Raw genomic sequence first — 25408 nt, forward strand, 5'->3', positions numbered from 1 at the left:
AGCGAGCGTCTTGTATAAGACAAACGCATTATCGTGCTAAGCAAATATGCGAATTTTTGTTGCTTGCAAAGTATGCGGGAACAGCGATGCAGGTATCATCGGGCGCACGAACCACCTCATCGCTCATCATGAAGATCGACGAAATCGACGCCTACGTCACCGTTATTCGCTGTCAGTCGCTGCAGCAGGCGGCGCTCTCGCTCGGGCTCACGCAACCGGCCATCACGCGCCGTTTGCAGAATTTCGAGGAAGCGCTCGGCGTCGAATTGCTCGACCGCAACACGCGTCCGCTGAAGGCGACCGCGACCGGCCGGATCGTCTATGAGCAATGTCGCGCGATTCAGCGCGAACTCGACGTGCTGCGCGAAATGGTCGCGACCGATACGCCGCCCACCGGCACGCTGCGCGTGGGCGTCGCGCAGACCATCGCCGACGTCGCGCTCGGCGACGCGCTGCGCGCGGTGAAAGACGCGTACCCCGATTTGCAGGCGCGCGCGTCGACCGGCTGGGGCGGCCAGTTGCTCGAACGGCTGCAAGAGGGCGAACTGGATGTCGCCGCGATCCTGCTCCCGGCCAACAAAACCTTCGACGACACGCTGACGGCGCGCTCGCTCGGCCGCATCAAACTCGCGGTGGTCGCGCGCAAGGGTTTGCTCACGAAACGCGCGCATACGCTCGCGCAGTGTCAGTCGATTGGCTGGGTGTTGAATCCGGACGGCTGCGGCTTCCGCGACGGTCTGCAACGCGCGCTGACGGGTCTCGGTCTCGCGCTCAAGCTGAATCTGGAAACGCTCGGCACCGAGTTGCAGTTGCGACTCGTGGCGGACGGTCATGGTCTTGGACTCGTGCCGCTGCCACTCCTGAATGCGAGCGCCTATGCCGACCGGCTCGCCGTGGTGTCGGTCAGCGACTTCAAGCCGCTCATCGACATCTGGCTCGTGCAGCCACGCGCGCTCGGCAAATTGCAGCAGCCGGTGGAGCGGTTCGGCACCGCGATCGCGCGGCAATTCAAGGACACACGCGCAGCCGCGGGCGCGCGTCGTCAGTCGCCGTCCCTGTTCCCGCGATCCGCCGAACCCCGTCAGATCACATGAAAACCATGCGTGCCGTCGCGAGCCAGTTGCGCGACGAGCCCGTATTCCCACTCGAGATAGGCATTCATCGCTTCGCGCGCGTTATCGGTGCCCTCATAAGGACGCCGGTAACGGTCGATGCGCGGTGACGCCAGCCGCGTCTCGCCGCTTTCCACCGGCAGGCCCGCTTCGATCCACGCCGCCGTGCCGCCCGTCAGCACCTGCACCGGCTTGCCGGCGAGCGCCGCCACGTCGGGCGCGGCGAAGCGCGCGAGCAGACTGCTGCCGCACGTCAGCACATAGCGGCGCGCGTCCGGCAGCTTGTGCAATGCCGTTTCCAACTGACTGCGGATCACGAACCACGCGCCCGGTATGTGGCGCTTCACGTAGTTCGCGCTGCTCGTGAAGTCGAGCACCACCGTGCCCGGCGACTGAAGCAGCGCGGCCAGTTCGGCGGGGGCGATTTCATCGGCGTCGGGCGGCTGCGGGGCCAGGCGCGCCGCGGGCGCCGCGCCTTTTTCCGCGAAGTCGGCGGCCGTCAAACCGTCGACCACGTAGACCTCGATGTTCATCTGCGCGAGCCACGACGCGGTCATGTTCGCGCGCACGCCGTCGCTGTCCGCGAGAATCACGCGCGCGCCGCGCACCGGCGCGAACATTTCGGTTTCCTGCACAAGCTGGCCGCCTGGCGCGGAACGAAAGCCCGGCACGTGGCCCGCTTCGTATTCCTCCGGCGTGCGTACGTCGAAGCGGTACACGGTGCGCACCGCTTCGTCGGCCCAGCGGCGCGCTTCATCGCGTGACGTGCGGCCCACTTTCGCACGGTCGCCGACGGCGCGCGCGCCATCGGCTGCGATGAGACGCAACGCGTCGTCGACGACGGGACCAGGCCGCCGCGAACTGCCGTGCGCGAGCGGCTGCCCCGCGAGCGTCCAGCCGATGGTGCCGTTGCGCAGCGCGGCAACCGGGTTCGGCAAACCCGCGTTGATCAGCGACTGCGCGCCGATGATGCTGCGCGTGCGTCCCGCGCAATTGACGATGATCCGCGTGGCCGGGTCCGGCGCCAGTTCGCGCGCGCGCAGCACGAGTTCCGCCCCCGGCACGCTGATGCTGCCGGGAATGTTCATGGTCTGGTATTCATCGAAACGGCGCGCGTCGAGCACGACCACGTTCTCTTCGCGGTCGAGCAGCGCCTGCACCTGCTGTGCCGGGAGCGACGGCGTGTGGCGCACGCTTTCGACCAGTTCGCCGAACGCCTTGCTCGGCACGTTGACGTCCTGGAACAACTCGCCGCCGGCTTTGCGCCAGCCTTGCAGGCCGCCTTCGAGCAGCGCGACGTCGCTATAGCCGAGGCTTTCGAAACGTTCAGCGGCGCGCGCGGCGAGCCCTTCGCCGTCGTCGAGCACGACGATCGGCACGTCGCGGCGCGGCAAGCGCACCGGTGCATCGAGTTCGAGCCGCGACAGCGGCAGATTCGCGGCAAAGAGCGGATGACTGCGCGCGTGCGGATCTTCCTCGCGCACATCGACGAGCGCGATTTCCTCGCGTTCGAGCAGTGCGCGGCGCACGTCTGCATAAGATCGGGTACGAAAATCTTTCACGAAAGTCATGGGATCGGAGACTCCTTCGACACATTCCAGATGTTCGGCAACACGTCGTTCGAGTAGCCGGACACAAACTTTTTTCGACGGGCGCCGCCCGGGTACACCGAGCGGTTCACTGCGCCGATATTTCCACCGTACACGTGAATGCTGATCGACGTACGGTCACCAAATGCGTTGCTCACGCGATGAATATCGCCGATGCGTGGCGACACGGCATCCACGGCGCCGGCGCCAAGGCGCTCGGGCGCGCCCCCGGCGACGACTTCGCCGTGCGCCGCGACACGGTAACGCTGCGCAATTTCCGCGCCACGCAGCACGCCGATCAAGCCCCAAACCGTATGATCGTGAACCGGCGTCGCCTGCCCCGGCCCCCACACGAAACTGACGACCGAAAAGCGCTGCCGCGAGTCCGCGTGCAACAGGTACTGCTGATAGCGCTCGGGATCGGGCCGCGCGAATGCGTCGGGCAGCCAGTCGTCGTGAGCAATCAGTTCACGCAGCGCGGTCGCGCCGGCGTCGAGCAGCGCCGCTTCGGGCGTGTCGCCGTCGACGAGCGCCGCGATCTGGCCGACGAACGTGCGCAGCCGGTCCGGCCGCAGGGTCTGGGTCATCGCTAACATTGAAGGATAGGTCCGAAGATTGATGCGCGCGAGTTCTCTTCGTCTTTTACGCACATCGAGAGAGCATCGCGCGGCAGCGGCGGCCCAAAGCGGTGCAACATCGACCGCGAACGGCTGCCGCCTGCACGACGTGGCGCGCAGCGTCTCGCGAAGAAACACTACGCGTGGCATGCGTACGCGCGCTTCAATTCAGCACGTCGGGCTCCGCTTCGACGAGCCCTTCCAGCAGGCTCTGAAACGCGAACAATGCGCCATTCGCGCGGCCCACCTGCTCGTGCGTGAGCTTGGCAACGTCGTGTGGGATACGTTGCGGCGTGCCGGCCGCTTCGGCGAGCAGTTGTGCATGACACGCGTTGTCGAGCGCGATGTACCACCACGCGGCCGCCTCCACGCTCGGACCCGCCGTGAGAATGCCGTGGTTCTTGAGGATCACCGCCTTGTGCGTGCCGAGCGACGCTGCGATGCGCGCGCCTTCGCCGGTATCGAGCACGACGCCGCGAAAATCGTCGAACAGCGCGTGGTCCTCGTAGAACGCGCATGAATCCTGCGTCAGCGGATCGAGCGTGCGGCCCAGCGTGGACCACGCCTTGCCGTAGAGCGAATGCGTGTGCGCCGCCGCGATGACATCGGGACGCGCCTCGTGAATCGCCGCATGAATCGCAAACGCCGCCTGATTCACGGGCCCTTCTCCCACCACGATCTCGCCTTGCGCATTCACGAGCAGCAGATCCGACACGCGGATGCGGCTGAAATGCTTGCCGAACGGATTGACCCAGAAGTGATCGGTCCATTCCGGATCGCGTGCGGTGATGTGACCGGCGAGCCCCTGATCGAAGCCGTAGCGCGCAAAGAGACGAAAGGCGACGGCAAGCCGCTCCTGGCGATAACGGCGCTCGGCGGCGAGGTCCGCGCGCGGCGGCACGTCGTCGAACCAGAATTTGCGCAGCGGCGCGTGGCGTTGCAGGGTCGAGAGCGTGCTGGCCGGCGAACGTGCTTCGTCAGTCCGTGGATGCGCGTGAGAAAGGTCGGTCATCGCGCCTCCGTTCACGCGGCCAGGGCAACGCGCGCCACGCGTTCGCGTGTTGCGGGAATCAGTTCGCGGCCATAGTCGATGGCGTCTTCGAGCGGATCGAAGCCGCGCACGAGGAAGGTCGTGACGCCGAGCGCGTAGTACTCGGCGAGCGTGTCGGCGACCTGTTGCGGCGTGCCGACGAGCGCCGTCGAATTCGAACGTCCGCCGATTTCCTTCGCGATGCCGGTCCACAAGCGCTCGTCCGCGCGATCCGATTCGCCCGATGCCGCGAGCAAGCGCCGCGCGCCTTCGCTTTGCGCGGGGCCGCCCACGCCGAGTCCTTGCAGCGCGCGCAGCCGCTTCGTCTCGGCGAGGATGCGCTCGGCGCGCTCCCACGCCGCGCTTTCTGTCGCAGCGAGGATTGGCCTGAACGACACGGAAAAGCGCACGGTGCGCCCGTGCTTCGCGGCCTCGGCGCGCACGCGCGTCACCTGCTCGCGCACCTGCGCCTTCGACTCGCCCCATAGCGCGTAGACGTCCGCATGACGTCCAGCGATTTCGAGTGCGGGCGCCGACGCGCCGCCGAAATACACCGGGATATGCGGCTGCTGAACCGGCTTCACTTCGGAGAAGCCCTGTTCGAAACGATAGTACTGGCCGTGGTGATCGAACGGCTTCGCTTCGGTCCAGAGGCGGCGCAGGATCTGCAGATACTCGTCCGTGCGCGCGTAACGTTCGTCGTGCGAGAGGAAGTCGCCGTCACGGCGTTGCTCCGCGTCGTCGCCGCCCGAGATGATGTGCACCGCGAGACGGCCGCGCGAATAATGATCGAGCGTCGCCAGTTGCCGCGCGGCGAGCGTCGGCGCCACGAAGCCCGGACGATGCGCGAGCATGAAGTGCACGTTGCTCGTCACGCTCGCGGCGTGCGCGACGGTGAGCAATGCATCGGGGCTCGTCGAATGATGCGGCACGAGAATGCGGTCGAAGCCCGCCGCTTCATGCGCGCGCGCGAACTGTTCGAGATAGCCGACATCGATAGCCGGCCCTTGCGGCGCGTGCGTTTCCGATACCTTGCGAGTCTGGATCATGCCGATGAATTCGATGGACACGCGAGTGCCTCCATGAATGATTGCTGCCCGGCGAGGCCGCGGCGTTGCGGGCCGAATGCAATGGCAGTGCATTGTTCGAGGCGTTCACGGTAGCAGGCCGTCATGCGCTTGTTAAATATTGATCGGCCATATCTATATCGAACTTGCATGTAACGGCAGAGGTGCCGGGGAAAGCGTTGCGGCGGTTCAGTGCCCATGATGCCGCCGACAAACCCTTTCGCAAACGTGGACATGCGGGCGTCGCCAGCAGAAAGCCGGAAGCTTTGCGAGAATGCCCCATCGCGTGAAAGCGCCAGAAACAGCAAGCCAACAGACAATGATCCCTTTTTCGGTCCTCGACCTTTCGCCGGTCATCGCGGGCGCCACGCCCGCGGATGCCTTCAGGAACACGCTCGATCTCGCACAGCACGCCGAGCGGTGGAACTACCGCCGCTTCTGGCTTGCCGAGCATCACAACATGACCGGCATTGCGAGCGCGGCCACTTCGGTCGTGATCGGCTATGTGGCGGGCGGCACGAAGACGATCCGCGTCGGTTCGGGCGGCGTAATGCTGCCGAATCACGCGCCGCTCGTGATCGCCGAACAGTTCGGCACGCTCGAATCGCTTTATCCCGGCCGCATCGACCTGGGACTCGGACGCGCGCCCGGCACCGACCAAAGCACGGCGCGCGCGCTGCGCCGCGACCTGCAAAACAGCGCGGACTCGTTCCCCGACGACGTCGCCGAATTGCAGCGTTATTTCGCGGACCCCGTCGCCGGCCAGCGCATTCGCGCGGTGCCCGGCGCGGGCTTGCATGTGCCGCTGTGGCTGCTCGGGTCGTCGCTTTTCAGCGCGCAGCTTGCGGCGGCGCTCGGCTTGCCGTTTGCATTCGCGTCGCACTTCGCGCCGGATTACATGCTGACGGCGTTGCAGGTTTATCGCGCGCAATTCCGTCCGTCGGAGACGCTCGACAAGCCGTATGCGATGGTCGGCGTGAACCTCTTCGCAGCCGACACCAATGAAGAAGCGCGGCGGCTGTTTACGTCGCTTCAGCAGCAGTTCATCAATTTGCGGCGTGGCACGCCGGGGCAATTGCAGCCGCCGGTGGACCGGGTTGCGGCTTCGGAAATGGAATTGAACTCGGTCGCGCATTCGCTCGCGTGCACGGCGATCGGCGATCGCGATGCGGTGCGCGAGGGCTTGAAGTCGATCATCGAACAGACCGGCGCCGATGAGTTGATGCTCACCGCGCAGATCTATGATCATGAGGCGCGGTTGCGGTCGTTTGAGATTGGGGCGGAGATTTGGGAGGAAATGGCTGGGGGGAAGTGAGGCTTTCGAGGTGTATGAAGCCGGCGGTGCGTCGATGCGCCGCCGTTTTGCTTTGGTCGGTTCCTCAGCGGCTGCCCGTTGCAGTGGCCGCCCGCTCGATCACCCGGGCGACTTCTGCCGGATGCGACAGATAGGCGACATGGCTCGACGGAACCTCCACGACCGTGCTCTTCGCGCGGCTCGCCATCCACCGTTCGAGATCGGGATTCACGGTTCGGTCCTGAGTCGCCACGACGGCCCAGCTCGGCTTCGTTTTCCAGGCCGGCTGGCTCACCGGCGCGGTGAACGACTCATGTGCCGGCATGACCTGCGAACTCGCCATGAATGCGGCCTCCGCGGCGGGTACGTCGGCAGCGAAGTCGGCTCTGAAGTGCTCTGCGTCGAAGTAGAGGTGGCCATCGTCGGTTGCCTTGATGGCTTTTGTCGCGGCCGGCATTTTCGTCGTCAGGTCCTTGAGGCTTTCGCCCGCATCCGGTTCGAACGCGGCGATGTAGACGAGGCCCGCCACGCGCGCATTGTTGCCCGCCTCGGTAATCACCGCTCCGCCATAACTATGGCCGACGAGGATTGCCGGGCCGTCCTGCGCATCGACGATACGCGTAGTCGCGGCGACGTCTTCCTTGAACGAGGTCTCCGGCTCCTGAACCACCGAGACGTTATAGCCGTCCCGCGTGAGGATCTTCGACACGGCTTGCCAGCCTGAGCCGTCGGCGAAATAGCCGTGAACCAGGACGATGTTCTTGACAGGTGCGGCTTCGGCGAATTGCGTGGCGAATGCGCCGGCGCCAATGGTCAAGGCTGCGGCAAAACGGCGGATCTTGTTGATGGTTTTCATTTTCGACTCCAGAAGCTAACGATGATTGGACATTGGTTGCAATGGTTCAGCTTGCAGACTGCCGCCGATGACCCGTTAGCGTACGGGTCATGCGAAAGCCGGCACGAATGTTTTGGATGCCTTAACGATACGCGAGGTGATCGGGCGAACCGGGGAACGTCGGATCAATCGACGGTCTTGGCCCACACCGCCTGAGCGTTGGTGAACTCGCGCAGACCGAAGTGCGACAGTTCACGGCCGTATCCGCTCTTCTTGACCCCGCCCACCGGAATGCGCGGATTCGAAGCGGAGAAGCCGTTGATAAAGACGCCGCCCGTTTCCAGCCGGCGCGCGATTCGCTGCGCACGGGCGACGTCGCGCGTCCACAGGCTGCCGCCGAGACCATAGTCGCTCGTGTTGGCAAGTTCGATAGCGTGCTCGGCGTCGTCGGCAACGGTGATTGCGGCGACCGGGCCAAAGGTTTCTTCGTCGAAAGCAGCCATGCCGGGGGCGACATCCGCGAGCACGGTCGGCGCGTAGTAATTCCCGGCGCCTTCCACCTTGCTGCCTCCGAGCAGCAGCGTCGCGCCTGCTTCGATGGTGCGTTGCACCTGCCCGTGCAGCTCGTCGCGCAAGTCGGCGCGCGCCATCGGCCCGATGGTGCTTGCCGGATCGTGCGGATCGCCCGCCACGACCTGACGCGCGGCGGCCACGAACTTGCGCGTGAACTCTTCTGCAACGGGCCGCTCGACAATGAACCGCTTGGCTGCGAGACAAACCTGGCCGGCGTTTTGAAAGCGAGCCTCGATGGCCGCTTTCACGGCCAGATCGATGTTCGCATCGGCCAAGACGATGAAGGCGTCGGCGCCGCCGAGTTCCAGCAGCGTCTTCTTGAGCGCCCGGCCCGCCGTGGATGCGACGGCGGACCCGGCCCGCATGCTGCCGGTCAGCGTGACGGCGGCAACGCGCGGATCTTCGATCACGTGGGCCACGGTTTCGTTATCGGCATTCAGGTTGGCGAAGATTCCGACTGGAAAGCCGGCGGCTTCATAAGCGTCCTGCAACGCGTACGCCGAGCCCATCACATTGGCGGCATGCTTGAGGATGAAGCCGTTGCCCGAGAGCATGATCGGACCCGATGCGCGAATCACCTGCCACAACGGGAAGTTCCACGGCATCACGGCGAGGATGGAACCGATCGGCAGATAGGAGACATGCACCTGATCGTCGCCTTCGACAGGCGCCGGTTCGTCGGCGAGGAAAGCGGGACCATGCTCTGCGATCCAGTCGATCGCGCTGGCGCATTTTGCGACTTCGGCTCGTGCGGCGGCGAGCGTCTTGCCCATCTCCTGAGTAATCAGCGCGGCCAACGCTTCCGAACGCTCGCGCAACGTCGCGGCCAGGCGGCGGTAAGTTTCCACGCGCACAGCCATGGGCGTCGCGCGCCACAGCCGGTAGGCCGCGGCGTTGTCCTCCAGCATGCGCTCGACTTCGTCGGCGGTCTGAAACGGATAGTGCGCGATGAACTCGCCGGTTGCGGGATTGCGCGACGTTGCGCCGATGGCGGTGGGAAGGTTCAGGTTCGACATGTTTGCCTCGATTGAGTGAAGTGACGAGCAGTGGAAAGTCGCTGCAGTGGTGTCACTTTATGCAAACCGGGGCGGGTCAAGAAGGCGTCTTGTGATCCTATGAGTCGGACTCACTGGCAGAGTGCCGGGGAATGTAAGTCACGAGCGACAGGTCCGGTCTGCCGGTGGGCGTCAACGCAACATAAGTGAATTCGATGTGGCCGCCGGCTGGATGACGAAGCCGTTTGTCGCCTTCATCGAAACCTTTGACCTCGGTGTCCTGCCACCAGTCGCTGAACTCGGGGCTCAGTTCCGTGAGCTCGTCGATGAGGCTATCGAACGGCGCCTTGTCCGGCGCCTGCGCGCGCGCGGCGCGGAACGCGGAGATCATGCCGCGCGTCATCTGCTCCCAGTCGAGAATCAGCGTGCGATAAGGCTTGTAGAGAAACAGCAGGCGTAAGGTATTGCGCTCGTGCGGCTCCAGCGATCCATAGTCGACGAACAGGTCGGCAATGGCATCGTTCCACGCGAGAATGTCGAGCCGCGTGTTGCGGACATAGGCCGGAACGTTGATCGAGCGAACCAGTCGTTCGAGGCCTTCGGTGACGCCGCTGCCGGTTGCTACCTGCGAAAGCTCGCGCGATGAAAGCGCGAACAGATGCGCCGACTCCACGGTGTCGAGCTTGAGCACGCGCGAGATTCTGCGCAGCGCATCGGCCGACGGTTGAATGTCGCGGCCCTGTTCGAGCCAGGTGTACCAGCTAACGCTGACGCCCGCGAGTACGGCGACCTCTTCGCGGCGCAGGCCGGGGGTACGGCGAGGGCCGTCGGGCAGGCCGAATTCGGCAGGTTGCAGGCGGCTGCGGCGGCTTGAAAGAAACGCGCCAAGTTCGCGTCGCTGCTCGGCAGAGGGTCTTCTGGACATAGTGTCTCGGTTAACGGCGAATGGGCAGGCGGGCGGACGTGCCGGGCATCGTCGCGAGGCAGCTTACGACCAGCCCACTGACGGCCCGGACATGCCTTGCTCGACCGGGAATGCGAACACTATCACGGCAAAATGTCCAGGTTGTGCCACGACGACTAGCGGCGCTTCATACGAACGCGTCGAAACCGCTCTCGTATGAAGCGCCGCATTTGCGTGATGGCCACGCACAATGTCTTGCGCGTGGCCCTGTCGCTGGAAAGTGTGAGTCAGCGTTCGCTCAGAACTCCTGGCTCGTGGGACGGCTCGTGGGACGAAGCACGATCTCGTCGATGTCGACGTCGTCGGGCTGCCCGATCGCACAGGCGACGGCCCGCTTCGATCCCTTGCTCATGCGATCACCTCGTCTGCCTGAACGGATAACGATTCCGCGTAGGCCGGATAGTCCGTGAGTCCTTCGTCCCCCCCGCCATACAACGTTGCCGGATTCAGGGCATTGAGCGGCCAGCCGTTCGCGATGCGCTCAGGCAGATCCGGGTTCGCGATGTACGGGCGGCCGAATGCAATCAGGTCCGCAAGGTTCGCTTCGATCAGGCGCGCGCCGCGCTCGGCCGTGTAGCGACCCGCATAGATGATGCGGCCGCTGAACACCCGGCGGACTTCCTCGCGAAACGCCGCCGGCAGATCGGGTGCGTTATCCCAGTCGGCTTCCGCTATTGACACATAGGCCGCACCGGCAGCTTCCAGCACCTTGATTGCCTCGATATACGTGCGATGAGGATCGTCTTCGACGAGCCCGATGTACACGCGATCCTGATCGGTGCTCGTGAACAACGGCGTGAAGCGCACGCCCAGCCGTGCAGGCCCGACCACCGCGGCGACCGCCCCGACGATTTCGCGCAGAAAGCGCAAGCGGTTATGCAGCGAGCCGCCGTACTCGTCCTCACGTTTGTTCGAGTGTGCCGAGATGAACTGATTCACGAGGTAGCCATTGGCCGCGTGAATCTCGACACCGTCGAAGCCCGCACGCAGCGCGTTCTGCGCTGCCTTTGCGTAGTGCCCGACTAACTCGCCGATCTCGGCGACGCTCAACTCGCGTGGCACCGAAGGCTCGACCAGCGTGCCGGTGCCGGGACCGGTCTCGATGAACGCCTTGACCTTCTGTGCCGCGATCGCCGAAGGTGCAACCGGCGCTGCGCCGTAGGGCTGCAACGCGGTATGCGAGACGCGGCCCACATGCCACAACTGCGCGAAGATCACGCCGCCTTCGGCGTGCACCGCGTCGGTCACGCGAGCCCAGCCTTCGACCTGTTCGTCGCTGTAGATGCCGGGCGTCCACGCGTAGCCCCGACCGCGCGGTTCGATCTGCGTTCCCTCGCTGATCATGAAGCCCGCGCCGGCGCGCTGGCGGTAATAGAGCGCGCTCGATGCGGCCGGTATGTCGCCGGGCTGGGCGGCTCTCTGGCGCGTCAGCGGCGGCAGCACGATACGGTTGCGCAAGATGTGCCGCCCGAGCTTGAGCGGCGTGAAGAGTGAAGGATATTCCATGTTCTTTTCGCTCCCGAATGGACCCAGGTCGCGCATTGCGACGGGCTCGATCGAGCCGGCTGCGCGCGATCATGGCGATCCTGCGCGATCAGCTAACTGACTCTTTGGTGAAGATGCCGCGCGCTTGCCCGAAGGCAACGCGCGTCGGCAGACAGGCGGCTTTTATTGCGCGGCGAGCGCCGGGTGCTTCATCAGAATGGCCGCAGCGGAGGACGACGAAGCCGGGTTTTGTCCGGTAATGAGCAGGCCGTCGGTGACTACATACGGAGCCCAGTCGACGGTCTTCGAATAAATGCCGCCCTTGGCCTTCAGTTCGTCTTCAACGAGGAACGGCACGATCTCGGTGAGGCCCACCGCGGCTTCTTCCGAATTCGCGAAGCCCGTCACCTTCTTGCCTTCGACCAGCGGCTTGCCGTCCGCCGTGGTGACGTGGCGCAGTACGCCCGGTGCATGACACACGAGTGCAACGGGTTTGCCGGCGGCGATGAACGACTGGATCAGCGCGATCGAATGCGGGTCTTCGGCCAGGTCCCACAGCGGGCCGTGGCCGCCGGGATAGAACACCGTGTCGAAGTCCGCCTGCGAGACGCTGTCGAGGCGCACGGTTGCCGCGAGTTGCGCTTTGGCCGCCGCGTCGTTTTCAAAGCGGTGTGTCTGGTCGGTCTGATTGGCCGGCTCGTTGCTCTTCGGATCGAGCGGCGGCTGGCCGCCCTGCGGCGAGGCCAGCACGATCTCAGCGCCCGCGTCCTTGAACGTGTAGTAAGGCGCCGCGAGTTCTTCCAGCCAGAAGCCGGTCTTGCGGCCGGTGTTGCCCAATTGATCGTGCGAGGTCAAAACCATCAGTACTTTCATGTCGTTCTCCAATGCGTGATAGGTGAGTTGCGAATTTGAGTTGCGAATTGCCGGCAACGCTGTCATGACGACACGGCTATGTAGTCAGTGCTTCGCCTCTGCAATCGGTTAGGGCGCAGCAAGGTCCGTTCATTTCGTCGTGACATCGTTCGCAGCGTTGAATCAACGGCCGGAATACAGAGAGCGGACGCCGTTGGTCGCCGGTGCGCCACTGGCGGAGGAACCGCTGTTTGCACCGCCGAAGCCGCTCGCGGACTTTTCCTCCGCAGCCACACGTGCAGTGGCGGCCTCGATCTGAGCCGGATAGAACGCTTGATCGCCTTGGCCAGCACGGTATCCAGCCTTCTGGAGTTGCGCCAGTTCATGGCGAACCTGCGCACGGCTGACCTGATCGTTCGACTGAGCGAACGATGCTGCGGGGATGGCAAGGGCGGCGGCGACTGCAACAGCATTGATGAGCGATTTCATGATTTCTTCCAAAGGTTGTCGTTGAATAAAGTGGCGAAGTAACTGTGCTTGCAGCAGCGGGACAGAAGGAAAGCTGCTGCAGTGGTGTCACTTTAAGCAAACGAAACCGAGGCAAGAAGGCGTCTTGTGATCCTATGAGTGAGGGTCACAGGCAGGAGCATCGTGGAGTTGGAAGGCGCACGAAGGCCGGGTCGTCGCACCCGCACACGACCAGAGCGGAACGTCGCATTCCATAAGCCTGCATTCGCCGCTGCGCATTTCGCGTCACGGGCAGCGGCGCTTCGGCGTGCAACGCACGCCCGGCGATTGCATCGTGATGCTCGCGAGCAGGTGCGGACCGAAACGACAAACAAGAATGTGTATCGCTTTCAATCGTTACAAAAAATTCCCGCAACGTCCGTTGCCGCGACCTAAAGTCCAATCCACGCATCTGACAAAAGACGGTCTTCGCAAAGCGTCCGCTCATACCGTGACGACGTTTTCCGATGCGTGAAAAAACCACTTGATATTGCGTAGTGAAATCGTGACCGATGCGCTGGCGGTGATCAGCGCTCGCGGTCTGTGGCAGTTGAAGCGGTAGTGAGTATGGCGAGCGAATAATGGCGGAAACAAGGCGCGCCGACGATGCCATCGTTAAGACTTCCGGCGAAGGTGCAACGCCACTCCACTTCTTTCGCAACTGCCGGCGCGCTACCGTGGGCTGCTACAGGTCGCAATGGAGAAGGAGCCTTCCATGCGTTGCAACAAGCCCCGTGCATTTCTGAGCAGCGTTCCGCTTGCTCTTGTACTCGCCGCAACCATTCCGACCAGTCGAGCCGCGCCCGTCCTCGTGTCCGGCCCCAGCCTTTTTGCCACTTGCACCATCGGCGGCCCCGGCACGAACTACGTCAATGCCGAAGTCGAGCCGTGGGTCGCCACGAACCCGAAAAATCCGTCGAACCTGATCGGCGTATGGCAGCAGGACCGATGGGACAACGGCGGCGCACACGGCCTGGTTGCCCGCCCATCATTCGATGGCGGTTTGACATGGGCCACGCCGGCTGCACTGCCTTTCACCGCATGCGCGGGCGGGACTGATTACGAGCGCGCGTCCGATCCGTGGGTGTCGATCGGCCCCGATGGAACCGCGTACGCCGTGTCGATCTCCTTCAACCAATCCAACAACAGCAACGCGGTGCTCGCTTCGGTTTCGAAGGACGGCGGCCTGACCTGGGCAAGCCCGCGCACCATCATCGCCAACAACGAACCGACCTTGCAATTCTTCAACGACAAGGAATCGGTGACGGCCAATCCGATCAAGGCAGGCGTCGCCTACGCCGTGTGGGACCGGCTCGAATTGCCGAACGGCAATCCGTACGCCAACACGCACACGGCCGCCTTCCGCGGGCCATCGATGTTCTCGAAGACATCCGATGGCGGCCTGACATGGAGTCCGCCATCCGTGATCGTGACGGTGCCTTCCCGGCAACAGACGATCGGCAACCAGATCGTCGTCAACTCGCAGAACGGAACGCTCTATGACTTCTTCGACCTGATCTCTCCGCCGTTTTCGAAAGCGGCCGGCAAGGTGGCGTTCATCAAATCGACCGACGACGGCGCAACGTGGACGAAGCCGAAAATCATCTCCGGTTTGCAGACCGTATCGGTGTTCGATCCGAACACCGGCGAAGCGGTGCGTTCGGGAGACATCATTCCCGAGCCCGCGATCGATCCGAAGACGGGGCAACTGTATGTCGTCTGGCAGGATTCGCGCTTCAATGGCGGGCTCTACGACGAGATCGCGCTGTCTACTTCAGAGGACGGCGGCAGCACCTGGAGCGCGCCAATCCGCGTCAACACGCCCACGGGACGGCCGGCGTTCAATCCGAGCATCAACGTCAATTCGTCGGGGACCGTTGCAGTGACGTACTACGATTTCCGCAATCTGGCGGATGGCAACACCACGACGTTACCGACGGATATCTGGCAGACGACATCGACGGACAAGGGAACGACGTTCGCCAATGAAACACACGTGGCGGGCGCATTCGACCTCAAGACCGCGCCGGATGCCGAGGGCTTCTTCGTCGGGGATTATCAGGGGTTGGCCGCGATCGGCTCGAGCTTCGTGCCGTTCTTCGTGCAGACGAACTCCGGGAACCTCGGCAATCGCACTGATGTGTTTGCTCAGCCTCAGCCATAACGGTTTTGCGCGGGAGTGGTTGGCTCGCAGCGTGGACTTTGCGCTGCGAGCCAAGAAGGCGAAGCGCAGGCACTGCTAAGGGCAGCTTAACTTCTCATTGCTCTTACTGCCCGTTCCAGATTGGCCCGCACAATCGCGCGATGAAACGGCGCGATCGTCGCAAGATAGATTCGCCCCAATCTGTTGTGGCAATGCACCACCGTTGCCGCGAGCAGTTCTCGCCCGTTTGCCGCGTCGCCGCGTAGTTGGATGGTCGCGCGGAAGTCCAGATGCCGGTCATCCGCGCCGACTACCAGCTCCGTCGCGCTCTTCGACAGCAGCGGCAAGTAGCCGATAACCGGCCCACGCGCCGCCGCCGCAAGACCGACGTCGCGAGACGATTTGACGCCGACCGTCGCCATCACCAGATCGCGGACACGGGTGAGCGCACGAATCCACCACGCCTGCCGCTCGAACGCGGCGCGTGCCAACACCTCAAGATCATCGCTGGCCCCCGCGGGCAGTCGGATTGCAAAGGCGTCCAAAAGATCCGCGCCCGCGTAGAGCGGCGCGAGTACGCTGTTGCCAGGCATGGGTACGGCGCGCGCTTTGGTCAAGGTCGTACTCCGGGGTTGGTTCATGGTGTGCAGCAGTCGAGCCGCTGCCGGTTAGCAAAATAGAAGCACGATCTCGAGACAAAGAGCCGTTTAAACCCTCACCGACTCCCCTGCACCGTCGCCAACCCATCCAGCAGCGCCTTATGAAACGCATCCGGGTCCTGCATCTGCGGCGCGTGACCGAGATCAGCGAACTCAACCAGCGTCGCATGCGGAATCGCTTTCGCCGCGGCCTTCCCCAACTCCGGATAATGACCGATCTTCGCGCGCACTTCGGGTGAAGCCGCGTCCTTGCCAATCGCGGTCGTGTCCTTCTGCCCGATCAGCAACAGTAAAGGGTTGAGCGATATGAATGCGTACCGAAGACAGTAAGCATGGTTCATCGAATTTTAGCAAGACGCGCCCTGCCTGCCCGAAGCAGCCGTATTTCAGCGCAGGCTTAACCGCCGCTTCTGAGTGCGCTATGCTCCTTCATTTCCGCCCATATCTCCGCCATGGCCTACTCACATGACTATCAGACATCCGCTCGACGGCATTTCAAGGCTGCCGAGATGCTTTATACGTCGGACTCAGCGGGCTCCCAACCCGGCGCAAAAGCAGTGGCAGGATACTTGTACGGTCTGGCAGGCGAGTTGGCCCTGAAGCAGATGATGATTCAAAGTGGCATGCGCCCCCTAGCAAGTGATCAGCGGCGCAACGATCCATTTTATAAGCACTTTCCGGAGTTGAAGACACTCTTGCAGACTACCGCGACCGGTCGTAGGTCCGGTGAACTGCTGAGTATTGCGCGAGCGGCTCAGATTTTCCGGACGTGGAGCACCGAGATGCGATATGCACCGACGCTCGAAGTCCCTACTGGCCTCGTGGATGGGTGGCAGGGAGATGCGAAGAGGTTGATCGGCCAGATGGAGGAACAGTAATGCAAGTACTTTTCGATGACGCGCTGCCGACCCTGATCGAGATTCTCAGGAACTGGGGTGGCGAGGCGTTCGTGGAGCGGGGCACCGTGCTGCGCGACGCAACGGGTCGCCTGAGCTTTTTTGCTGCTGACCGTCCGCCCGTTCCAGCATCGGCGGAAGCTAGCACGTCTGTCAGCGCAGAGTACCCGTGCCCGGATGAGGCGCCGCCACTGGATCCGCTCGGCCTGCGCATTGTCGATCGCCTAGGCGCATACGCGCGGAAGGACCGCCCGGTGGTGTACCCCACTGAAGACGGTGCGTCTCCCTTACTGACGTCTCCCGAGCGTATTCCGGTGCGCGTAGGCGAGCAGTTCTGCTACTTGGTTGACCGTCGCATCGTGGGTACAGGCTGGCTAGCTGAGCCCTCCTCCACCCTCGCGTCCAACCCGCCGCGCGTGGTGTTCGCGTCTTTGAAGGGCGGTGTAGGCCGCTCCACAGCCCTGACGGTAGCGGCTGCCGACCTAGCGCGACGCAATCGCAACGTGCTTGTGATCGACCTGGACCTAGAGGCCCCCGGTCTGGGTCATCTGCTGCTCGAAGATGGCCGACTGCCCGACTATGGCGTTGTCGACTTCCTCGTCGAAGACGGCGTGGGCGGCGTCGGCAACGGCCTCTTGCGGCAGTTTGTCGGCACAAGCCAACTGACATCGGCGAGTGGAGGCGTGGTCGACGTTATGCCTGCGATCGGCCGAAAATCGGAAGACGCGCCGGAGAACATCTTAGCTAAGCTGTCGCGGGCCATGATCGAGGACGTGACCGAAACGGGCACAGTTTCAGTCGGCCAGCAGATTTCGTCCATGATCGAACGCATCGTCGCCTTGGGTTCGTACGACGCGGTGCTCATTGACAGCCGGGCCGGCCTGGCGGAACTGGCAGCGCCGGCGGTCACCGGGCTCGGCGCAACCGTGCTGCTGTTCGGCACAGCTCAGGCACAGACGATCGAGGGGTACAGGGCGCTTTTCGCGGCACTGCAACTTCTAGCTCAACGCGACACTGCGCAAGGACGAAGTGCGGACTGGCGTCTGGCTCTGCGGCCGGTCTACGCCAAGGCTAGCCTAAACGCAGCGACCGCCGATCGGTTCCGTGACGATATCTATGAGCTTTATTCCGAATACTTGTATGACGCAGAGTCGGAAGATGAGGCACACGCCGAAGTCACCGCCCTCCGTTTCACACAGCACGACGGTGCGGCTCCGCACACGCCGCTTGCGATCCCGTTCAACCCGGCGTTCGTAGACTTTGACCCGTCCCGTGAACCCGCGCAGTTGACCACTGCGTTCTATGAGCAAAGCTTCCGTCCGTTCTTGGATGCAATCGATCGTATCCTTGAGCCTACAAATACCGAGCCTGCAAATTGAACAACGTCGCTACCTCCTTCACCGCCATCCGTCAGGCCATTGCCCAGTTTGAACTGGCATCGAGAGTAGAGCCTAACGCCACGATCTTGCCCGAAGAGGTCTTTTTGCCTGTTGGGCATAGGGGCGTACTCGATCTGCGTCGGCAGCTTGTGGTGGGAAATCGCGGCATGGGAAAGAGCTTCTGGACGCATGCCCTCGGCAACCAGACCATTCGCAACAAGCTGGCCGAGTACTACCGGTTTCCTGAGCTCAAATCCACCGAAGTCAGAATCGGCTTCAATGGCTCGCACAAGAAGCTGGAGTTCGCTCCTACGGTAGACGACCTTGTCGAGATTCGGCAGACTTTGGTCGGTGACCCGGACCTAATCTGGAAAGCCTTGCTGCTGCGGATGGCGGAGAACATGCTCGGTAGAAAGTTCGACACCTTGGCCGCTACCATTGGTGCACTCCAGCAGCAACCGAGTCGCTACTCCGAAACCCTCTCGCAGTTAGACGAGCAACTAGCCAGCAAAAAACAGTACTTGCTCGTGGTTTTCGACGCGCTCGATCGGTTGGCGCAGGACTGGGTAACCATTAGGGAACTGACCCGCGCCTTGCTGCGTCTGGCAATCGGCCTTCAGTCGTTCGGGTTCATACGCGCGAAGATATTCATGCGCGTTGACCTCTTTTCCGACCGTGAGATATTCAGATTTCCGGATAGCTCAAAGATCAGAAACGACCATGTCAGCTTGGTATGGCAGTCAGAGGAACTGTACGGCCTAGTGCTGTTCGAGATCCTTCGAAGTCCGGATGGTCGTCCAGCATTGGAAATGCTGGCCAAGCAGACGGGTGCGTTGGCTGCCCTGCCCATCAACGGTGAGGACAGCAGGCTGCATGCGGATGCACAGCGCAGTCTGGTTCATGCCGTAGCAGGCGAGTTTATGGGGAGCAACAAGAAACGCGGTCTCGTTTACACGTGGGTGCCCCTGCATCTGAGCGATGCGGCCAATACCTGTTCACCTCGAACCTTTCTCACGGCCTGGAAAAAGGCCGCAGAGCGCGTACCGGCTCCTGCGGATCGCGCCATCGACCACTTAGGTCTTCTTGACGGGGTACGGTCGGCGTCCCAAAGTCGCTTGAACGAGCTCTATGAGGACTACGAGTGGATTCGTCCGTCACTGGAAGCGCTAAAGCGACAGTTCGTCCCTATGTCACGCGACCAGCTCTTCCAACTGTGGGAAGAGAGCCGTGTCATGCGAGCCATCGAATCATCAACTTATGGCGAGGTGATAAAGACGCCCGCTGGCCTAACGGATAGCCCAGGGCCGGAAGCGCTACTCGAAGCGATGAAAGCGGTGGCCGTGATGGACGAACGCAGCAATGGCAAGATCAACGTACCGGACATCTACCGGGTGGAGGCTGGAATCTTGCGCAAGGGCGGGGTCGCTGTCCCAAAACGTCAATAAGTCATTCGCTATAAACCCTTCCTAACGCTCGCGAGTGCTCCTCTCAACACGCTGCTCGGACCGTGCGGCCGACTCGTTTTGCCTAGAATCGTCGATCAGTTGCAAAAGCGGAGCGGCAAAACAGTTTGAAGCAGCCTGTACTGGAAACGCAAAGAGCGACCACTTCTGGACGGCCAGCACCTATCTTGAAGCGTCCGCCTAGGAACCGCGATAGACCAAAAAGAGCCACCTGGTGAAGCGCGACGTAAGGATATGCCGGCAACACGAAGAGTCATTCGAACCTCAGCGATTCGCCAGGCCCGCCGCCAACCCATCCAGCAGCGCCTTATGAAACGCATCCGGGTCCTGCATCTGCGGCGCGTGGCCCAGGTCAGCGAACTCAACCAGCGTCGCATGCGGAATCGCTTTCGCCGCGGCCTTCCCCAACTCCGGATAATGACCGATCTTCGCGCGCACTTCCGGTGAAGCCGCGTCCTTGCCAATCGCGGTCGTGTCCTTCTGCCCGATCAGCAACAGCGTCGGCATGCTCAACTGCCCGAACTCATAGACCACCGGCTGCGTATAAATCATGTCGTAGAGCAACGCCGAATTCCACGCGACGATCCGCTTGCCCGGCCCCCGGTACATGCCCGCGAGCATCTGCACCCACGGTTCGTAATCGGCGCGCCATTGGCCGGCATAGTACGTCGACTGCTCGTAGCGGCGAATGCCGTCCGCGCTGGTCTTCAGTTCGCGCCGATACCAGTCGTCCACCGACAGCGACGGCACGCCCTTCGCCTTCCAGTCCTCGAGCCCGATCGGATTGACGAGCACCAGTTGCTGCGTCTCACGCGGATACATCAGCGCATAGCGAACGGCGAGCATGCCGCCCGTCGAATGTCCGACGACGGTCGCGTCTTTCACACCGAGCGACTCGAGCAGCGCATGAGTATTGCGCGCGAGCTGCTGGAAACTGTACTGATAGTGCTCCGGTTTGCTCGACTTGCAAAAGCCGACCTGATCCGGCGCGATCACGCGATAACCCGCTTCGCTCAGACGATGCATCGTCGCCTCCCACGTCGCCCCGCAAAAGTTCTTGCCGTGCAGAAGGACGACAGTGCGGCCGTTCGCGTGCGCCGGTTTGACGTCCATGTAGGCCATATGCAGCGCAACGCCTTGCGAAGTGAAGTCGTATTGGCCGACAGGTTCGGGATAGGTGAAGCCCTGCAACTCGGGGCCGTAGGCCGGGCCCGCATTGCCGCCGCCTGCGGCGGTTTCGGATGCGCTGCTGGTTGAAGCGGCTGTGGATACGGTCGACGACGCGCCGACCGAGCCCGTCGCCAGCGTTTCGGCAGAAGCCGCAGATGCGGCACAAACCGTGACCGGCGCCGCGCCGAATGCGGCGGCGCTCAACGTTGCAAGCAATGAAAGACGGCGAAAGCTGATGGACATTTTTCTATTGAAGAAGCCGGGAAAAGGATGCGGATGGAGGCGGCTGCCAGCGCACATTAAAAGTTCGCCGCAAGCGGCCGCCGACATGCCGCGCAATCGCGGACGATTCTACGACGCCCATCGCGACCGCGCAGCGGCACGCACACAGCCCGCTTCTCCACGAGGCGCCGCGATACGCCGCGCCGTGCGGCACATCGCGTGGCACGCATATTGCGCACGGAACCTCGCTCGCTATGTGCCGTGGCGCACGGAGCGTCGGCGCGCCTCGGCCGAAGGTTCGCAGTTGGGCGCGTCGGCGGCTCGCAGCCGAGAAACGTCGCCCGCGCGAGGCCATTCAGTGCTAGAACTACGGGACGGGCTCGCCAGCGCAGCAGCCGCAATACGCGAATCAAAAGCGAATCAAACGCGAATCAAACGCGAATCAATGTAGAAGCGATCGACCAGCCGCATCGGGGAAGCAAGCGAGGCATTCATTGCATGGCACAACGGAACGATTACATGGGACCGCAGTAAGCGCTATAGCGCTAACCGCGGTCGACAAAGGAGACAGACATGGATACGCCGGCACGGTTGAACGATCTGCAACGCACCACTCTCGCCATCGTACTGGCCGGCGGACGCGGCACCCGGCTCGGTCCGCTCACCAACAAACGCGTCAAGCCGGCCGTACATTTCGGCGGCAAATTCCGCATCATCGACTTCGCGCTGTCCAATTGCCTGAACTCCGGCATCCGGCGCATCGCCGTCGTCACGCAGTACAAGGCGCACTCGCTGTTGCGTCATCTGCAGCGCGGCTGGGGTTTTCTGCGCGGAGAGTTCGGCGAGTTCATCGATCTGTGGCCCGCGCAACAGCGCGTCGAAGGCGCGCACTGGTATCGCGGCACGGCCGACGCGGTGTTCCAGAACCTCGACATCATCCGCTCGATTCGTCCAAAGTATGTCGTCGTGCTGGCGGGCGATCACATCTACAAGATGGACTACACGCGTATGATCGCGGACCACGCGGAGAGCGGCGCCGATTGCACGGTCGGCTGCATCGAAGTGCCGCGCATGGACGCGGTGGCCTTCGGCGTGATGGCCGTCGACGAAAACCGCCGCGTCACCGGCTTCGTCGAAAAACCGGCCGACCCGCCGGCGATTCCCGGCCGGCCCGACACCGCCCTCGCAAGCATGGGCATCTACGTGTTCAACGCCGACTACCTGTACGCGTTGCTCGAACAAAACATCTCGAGCGTCGATACCGATCACGACTTCGGCAAGGACATTCTGCCGCGCGTCGTCACGCAAGGCACCGCGATCGCGCATCCGTTCAGCATGTCGTGCGTGTCCTCGGACCCGAATGTCGAGCCGTACTGGCGCGACGTCGGCACCATCGACGCCTATTGGGCCGCCAATCTCGACCTCGCTTCCACGATCCCGACGCTCGACCTCTATGACCGCAGTTGGCCGATCTGGACTTACCAGGAGCAACTGCCGCCCGCCAAGTTCGTGCGCGACCTGAAGGGGCTGCAAGGCTCGGGCAACAATCTGATCGTGTGCGGCGGCTGCGTGATCTCGGGTTCGCAGATTTCGCGCTCGGTGTTGTCGTCGAACGTCAAGGTGAGTTCGTTCTGTAATATCAATGAGGCAGTCTTGTTGCCGCAGGTCACCGTCGGCGCGAGTTGCCGCTTGCAGAAGGTGGTCGTGGACCGCGGCTGCACGATCCCGGACGGCACGGTAATCGGCGAAGATCCGGTGCGCGACGCCGAGCGTTTCTATCGTACCGACGAAGGCGTCGTGCTCGTCACGCCCGAGGCGCTGCGGCAGGACGTGAACTAATGAGCGCTGGTGCCGCGCGGCCGTCCGCAGCGGCCCAGCGCAGCCCGCAAGCATCGACCGTCACATCTTTAAAGGAACGAGACCGAGCCTATGACGATTCGCGCCCTACACGTCGCCAGCGAGCTGTATCCCCTCCTGAAAACGGGCGGTCTCGCCGACGTCGCGGGCGCGCTGCCGTCCGCGCTGGTCGAGCGCGGCGCCGACGTGCGCGTGCTGCTGCCCGGCTTTCCCGCGGTCGCGGCCGGCCTGCACGACCTGCGTCCGGTCGCCCAACTGGGCCGCCGCTTCGATGCGCCGGGCGTGACGCTCGAACAGGGCACGTTGCCGTCGAACGGACTCGTCGTCTACATGATTCGGGCGGCCACGTTGTACGACCGGCCAGGCAATCCGTATCTGAACGACGAGCACGTACCCTACGGCGATAACGCACAGCGTTTCGCGCTGCTCGGCTGGGTCGCCGCGCAACTCGCGCAGCAGCTCGACCCGGCGTGGTCGCCGCAGATCGTCCACGCGCACGACTGGCACGCGGGGCTCGCTGCCGCCTATCTGAAAGCGGCCGAACGGCAGCACGGCCGGGCGCCCGCGCGCAGCGTCTTTACCGTGCACAACCTTGCGTATCAGGGCGTGTTTCCCGCGCATCAGTTCGGCCAGCTCGGCCTGCCGGACGATTTCTTCAGCATGCGCGGCGTCGAATTCTATGGACAACTGTCGTTTCTGAAGGCGGGGCTCTATTACAGCGACCGCATCACGACCGTGAGCCCGACGTACGCGCGCGAGATTCAAACCCTTGCGCAAGGCGGCGGACTAGACGGCCTGCTGCGCAGCCGCGCGCATGACCTGTGCGGCATCCTGAACGGCGTCGACTATACGGTCTGGAACCCCGCGAACGACGCGCTCCTCGAGCACCGCTACACCGCGACGCGGCTCGCCGGCAAACTCGCGTGCAAGGAGGCGTTGCAAAAACGCTTCGGCCTCGCGCAAAAAAGCGATGCACTGCTGTTCGGCGTGGTGAGCCGCCTGACCGAACAGAAGGGTCTCGACCTGCTGCTCGAAACCGTGCCGGAGATCGTCAAGCGCGGCGGTCAGCTCGTCGTGTTCGGCACCGGCGACCCGGCGCTCGAAAACGGCCTGAAGCGCGTCGCGCAGACGCATCCGGAATCGGTCGCGGTGGAACTCGGCTTCGACGAAAAACTCGCACACACGATCATCGCCGGCAGCGACGTGATCGCGGTGCCGTCGCGCTTCGAGCCGTGCGGTCTCACGCAGCTTTACGCGCTGGCTTACGGATCGCTGCCGCTCGTGCATCGCGTGGGCGGTCTCGCGGACACCGTCGCGGACGCATCGCTTGAAAATCTCGCCGAGGATCTCGCGACCGGCTTCGTGTTCGACGACTTCACGCCGCGCAGCCTGACCGCCGCGATCCGCCGTGCGTTCGCGCTGCACGGCCGGCGCACCGAATGGAAGGCGGCGCAGCGCCGCGCGATGCGCCAGGATTTCGGCTGGGGCGCGTCGGCGGACCGCTATCTCGCGCTCTATCGCGAGCTGGCCTGATCCTGCCCGAGCCGTCGCCGGTGATGGTTCGGCGCAACAGCACGGGGACGGATCAACTGGCTTGCGGCAAACTCCTGTATTGTTTCCCTACGATGCAGACCGTGCATTGTTCTTGCAATACATGAAGCAGTCCTGCGCGCGGCGTAGCGGGTTCATGCCCGAGCATCGCCGCCGCGCATCCCTCCCGTTTTCACCGATCGCGCACGTCCGCCTGCGCGAGCCATACCATGACGAAGAACGTTCTCAGCATTCAGTCACATGTCGTTTTCGGGCACGCGGGCAATAGCGCGGCCGTGTTTCCGATGCGTCGGCTTGGCGTGAACGTGTGGCCGCTGAACACCGTGCAGTTCTCGAATCACACGCAATACGGCCACTGGACCGGCACCGCCATCAACGCCGCGCAGATGGAAGAACTCGCCGAAGGCATCGGCGCAATCGGCATGCTGCCGCGCTGCGACGCGGTGCTGTCGGGCTATCTCGGCACGCCGGAGCAGGCGCAGTCGGTGCTGGAAATCGTCAAGGCCGTGAAGGCCGCGAATCCGCGCGCCTGGTACTTCTGCGATCCGGTGATGGGCGCGGCAAGCGGCTGCAAGGTCGAGCCCGGCATCCAGCAGTTTCTCGTCGACACCATGCCGGAAGTGGCCGACGCGATGGCGCCGAATCACACGGAGTTGCAGCGGCTCGTCGGCCGCGAGATCGAGACGCTCGAGGAAGCCGTCGCCGCGTGCCGCGAGATCATCGCGCGCGGACCGAAGCTCGTGCTGGTCAAACACCTGCTCGATCGCAACAGTCCCGCGGATCGTTTCAACATGCTCGTCGTCACCGAACGCGAGGCGTGGATGGGCCAGCGCCCGCTCTATCCGTTCGCGCGGCAGCCGGTCGGCGTCGGCGATCTGACGAGCGCGGTGTTCGTCGCGCGCACGCTGCTCGGCGACACGATTCGCGGCGCGTTCGAGCACACGCTCGCCGCGGTCAACGCGGTCGTCAAGGCGACGTGGCAAGCCGGGCGCTACGAACTGGAACTGGTGCCCGCGCAAAACGAAATCGCGCAGCCGCGCGAATGGTTCGACGCGTGGGTGGCCGAGACGGCGTAGCTTGCGCATCGTGCGGTGCGGTGCGGGCCGCAGCGTTGCCGGCGTTGCGCCGCCAGGAACCTTGTCAGCCGG

Annotated in this window: 20 protein-coding genes and 2 pseudogenes; 9 read left to right on the top strand and 13 right to left on the bottom strand. The window is 63.4% G+C overall.

Annotation, left to right across the window (positions count from 1 at the left end; all coding sequences use genetic code 11):
* The first annotated feature begins 128 nt into the window (after nt 1-128).
* Entirely contained in the window at nt 129-1094 is a 966-nt protein-coding gene (locus P0D87_RS02490) for a LysR family transcriptional regulator (RefSeq protein ID WP_149029203.1), read from the top strand.
* Here P0D87_RS02490 and P0D87_RS02495 read toward each other — a convergent pair.
* The 4 genes from P0D87_RS02495 to P0D87_RS02510 all read right to left on the bottom strand — a co-directional run bounded on the left by P0D87_RS02495 (nt 1082) and on the right by P0D87_RS02510 (nt 5418).
* Nucleotides 1082-2683 carry a rhodanese-related sulfurtransferase gene (locus P0D87_RS02495; protein WP_053857887.1) on the bottom strand — a complete coding sequence of 534 codons (1602 nt, stop codon included), beginning with the start codon at nt 2681-2683 and terminating at the stop codon, nt 1082-1084. The two genes, P0D87_RS02490 and P0D87_RS02495, sit on opposite strands and share 13 nt — an antisense overlap.
* The gene (locus tag P0D87_RS02500; protein ID WP_053859004.1) at nt 2680-3288 is read right to left on the bottom strand and encodes a cysteine dioxygenase family protein; all 609 of its coding nucleotides are present in this window, start codon (nt 3286-3288) and stop codon (nt 2680-2682) included. Before P0D87_RS02500 ends, P0D87_RS02495 begins: the two co-directional genes overlap by 4 nt.
* 193 nt (nt 3289-3481) lie before the next feature.
* Nucleotides 3482-4330 carry a class II aldolase/adducin family protein gene (locus P0D87_RS02505; protein WP_321175795.1) on the bottom strand — a complete coding sequence of 283 codons (849 nt, stop codon included), beginning with the start codon at nt 4328-4330 and terminating at the stop codon, nt 3482-3484.
* An 11-nt stretch (nt 4331-4341) separates the two neighbouring features.
* Nucleotides 4342-5418, bottom strand: coding sequence for an LLM class flavin-dependent oxidoreductase (locus tag P0D87_RS02510; RefSeq protein WP_006051106.1), 1077 nt, complete (start codon nt 5416-5418; stop codon nt 4342-4344).
* 316 nt (nt 5419-5734) lie between these two features.
* Here P0D87_RS02510 and P0D87_RS02515 point away from each other — a divergent pair, with 316 nt between their 5' ends.
* On the top strand, nt 5735-6730 hold the full coding sequence (locus tag P0D87_RS02515) for an LLM class flavin-dependent oxidoreductase (RefSeq protein ID WP_006051107.1): 996 nt from the start codon (nt 5735-5737) through the stop codon (nt 6728-6730).
* A 64-nt stretch (nt 6731-6794) separates the two neighbouring features.
* Here P0D87_RS02515 and P0D87_RS02520 read toward each other — a convergent pair whose 3' ends face one another.
* The 6 genes from P0D87_RS02520 to P0D87_RS02545 form a co-directional block, all read right to left on the bottom strand.
* On the bottom strand, nt 6795-7565 hold the full coding sequence (locus tag P0D87_RS02520) for an alpha/beta hydrolase (RefSeq protein WP_053857886.1): 771 nt from the start codon (nt 7563-7565) through the stop codon (nt 6795-6797).
* Nucleotides 7566-7729: 164 nt separating this feature from the next.
* Entirely contained in the window at nt 7730-9133 is a 1404-nt protein-coding gene (locus P0D87_RS02525; RefSeq protein ID WP_082366967.1) for an NAD-dependent succinate-semialdehyde dehydrogenase, read from the bottom strand.
* Between the two features lie 97 nt (nt 9134-9230).
* Complete coding sequence (locus P0D87_RS02530) at nt 9231-10037, bottom strand: helix-turn-helix transcriptional regulator (protein ID WP_053857885.1); 807 nt, start codon at nt 10035-10037, stop codon at nt 9231-9233.
* A gap of 387 nt (nt 10038-10424) precedes the next feature.
* Entirely contained in the window at nt 10425-11582 is a 1158-nt protein-coding gene (locus tag P0D87_RS02535) for an alkene reductase (RefSeq protein WP_053859001.1), read from the bottom strand.
* Nucleotides 11583-11744: 162 nt separating this feature from the next.
* Nucleotides 11745-12434 (bottom strand): type 1 glutamine amidotransferase domain-containing protein, encoded by a 690-nt coding sequence (locus P0D87_RS02540; protein ID WP_053859000.1) that lies wholly within the window; start codon nt 12432-12434, stop codon nt 11745-11747.
* 162 nt (nt 12435-12596) lie between these two features.
* Nucleotides 12597-12902 (bottom strand): DUF4148 domain-containing protein, encoded by a 306-nt coding sequence (locus P0D87_RS02545; RefSeq protein ID WP_053858999.1) that lies wholly within the window; start codon nt 12900-12902, stop codon nt 12597-12599.
* 175 nt (nt 12903-13077) lie between these two features.
* Here P0D87_RS02545 and P0D87_RS02550 point away from each other — a divergent pair.
* Together P0D87_RS02550 and P0D87_RS02555 are read left to right on the top strand one after the other, a co-directional pair.
* A pseudogene (locus P0D87_RS02550) lies at nt 13078-13395 on the top strand (5'/3'-nucleotidase SurE); the annotation flags it as partial.
* A 240-nt stretch (nt 13396-13635) separates the two neighbouring features.
* Nucleotides 13636-15084 (top strand): sialidase family protein, encoded by a 1449-nt coding sequence (locus P0D87_RS02555; protein WP_053857884.1) that lies wholly within the window; start codon nt 13636-13638, stop codon nt 15082-15084.
* Between the two features lie 86 nt (nt 15085-15170).
* Here P0D87_RS02555 and P0D87_RS02560 read toward each other — a convergent pair whose 3' ends face one another.
* Both P0D87_RS02560 and P0D87_RS02565 read right to left on the bottom strand, forming a co-directional pair.
* Nucleotides 15171-15680 (bottom strand): DUF2867 domain-containing protein, encoded by a 510-nt coding sequence (locus tag P0D87_RS02560; protein WP_053857883.1) that lies wholly within the window; start codon nt 15678-15680, stop codon nt 15171-15173.
* Nucleotides 15681-15778: 98 nt separating this feature from the next.
* Nucleotides 15779-16018, bottom strand: a pseudogene (locus tag P0D87_RS02565) (alpha/beta fold hydrolase); the annotation flags it as partial.
* A gap of 581 nt (nt 16019-16599) precedes the next feature.
* Between P0D87_RS02565 and P0D87_RS02570 the strand changes: the two are divergent.
* Both P0D87_RS02570 and P0D87_RS02575 read left to right on the top strand, forming a co-directional pair.
* Nucleotides 16600-17997, top strand: coding sequence for a KGGVGR-motif variant AAA ATPase (locus P0D87_RS02570; RefSeq protein WP_053857880.1), 1398 nt, complete (start codon nt 16600-16602; stop codon nt 17995-17997).
* Entirely contained in the window at nt 17994-19442 is a 1449-nt protein-coding gene (locus tag P0D87_RS02575; RefSeq protein ID WP_053857879.1) for a hypothetical protein, read from the top strand. The genes P0D87_RS02570 and P0D87_RS02575 overlap by 4 nt, the downstream gene beginning before the upstream one ends.
* 282 nt (nt 19443-19724) lie before the next feature.
* Here the strand turns inward: P0D87_RS02575 and P0D87_RS02580 are convergent, their stop codons facing one another.
* A complete protein-coding gene (locus tag P0D87_RS02580; RefSeq protein ID WP_053858998.1) occupies nt 19725-20873 on the bottom strand; it encodes an alpha/beta fold hydrolase in 1149 nt (382 codons plus the stop codon).
* Between the two features lie 552 nt (nt 20874-21425).
* On the opposite strand from P0D87_RS02580, the gene glgC reads away from it, so the two are divergent.
* From glgC to pdxY, 3 genes are all read left to right on the top strand, one after another.
* On the top strand, nt 21426-22691 hold the full coding sequence (gene glgC, locus P0D87_RS02585; RefSeq protein WP_029969138.1) for a glucose-1-phosphate adenylyltransferase: 1266 nt from the start codon (nt 21426-21428) through the stop codon (nt 22689-22691).
* Between the two features lie 90 nt (nt 22692-22781).
* Nucleotides 22782-24242 (top strand): glycogen synthase GlgA, encoded by a 1461-nt coding sequence (gene glgA / locus P0D87_RS02590; protein WP_053857878.1) that lies wholly within the window; start codon nt 22782-22784, stop codon nt 24240-24242.
* Between the two features lie 227 nt (nt 24243-24469).
* Complete coding sequence (pdxY, locus tag P0D87_RS02595) at nt 24470-25336, top strand: pyridoxal kinase PdxY (protein WP_006051120.1); 867 nt, start codon at nt 24470-24472, stop codon at nt 25334-25336.
* Nucleotides 25337-25408: the final 72 nt, after the last annotated feature.

The sequence above is a fragment of the Paraburkholderia sp. RL17-368-BIF-A genome, from assembly GCF_046054045.1.
Lineage (GTDB): Bacteria > Pseudomonadota > Gammaproteobacteria > Burkholderiales > Burkholderiaceae > Paraburkholderia > Paraburkholderia graminis.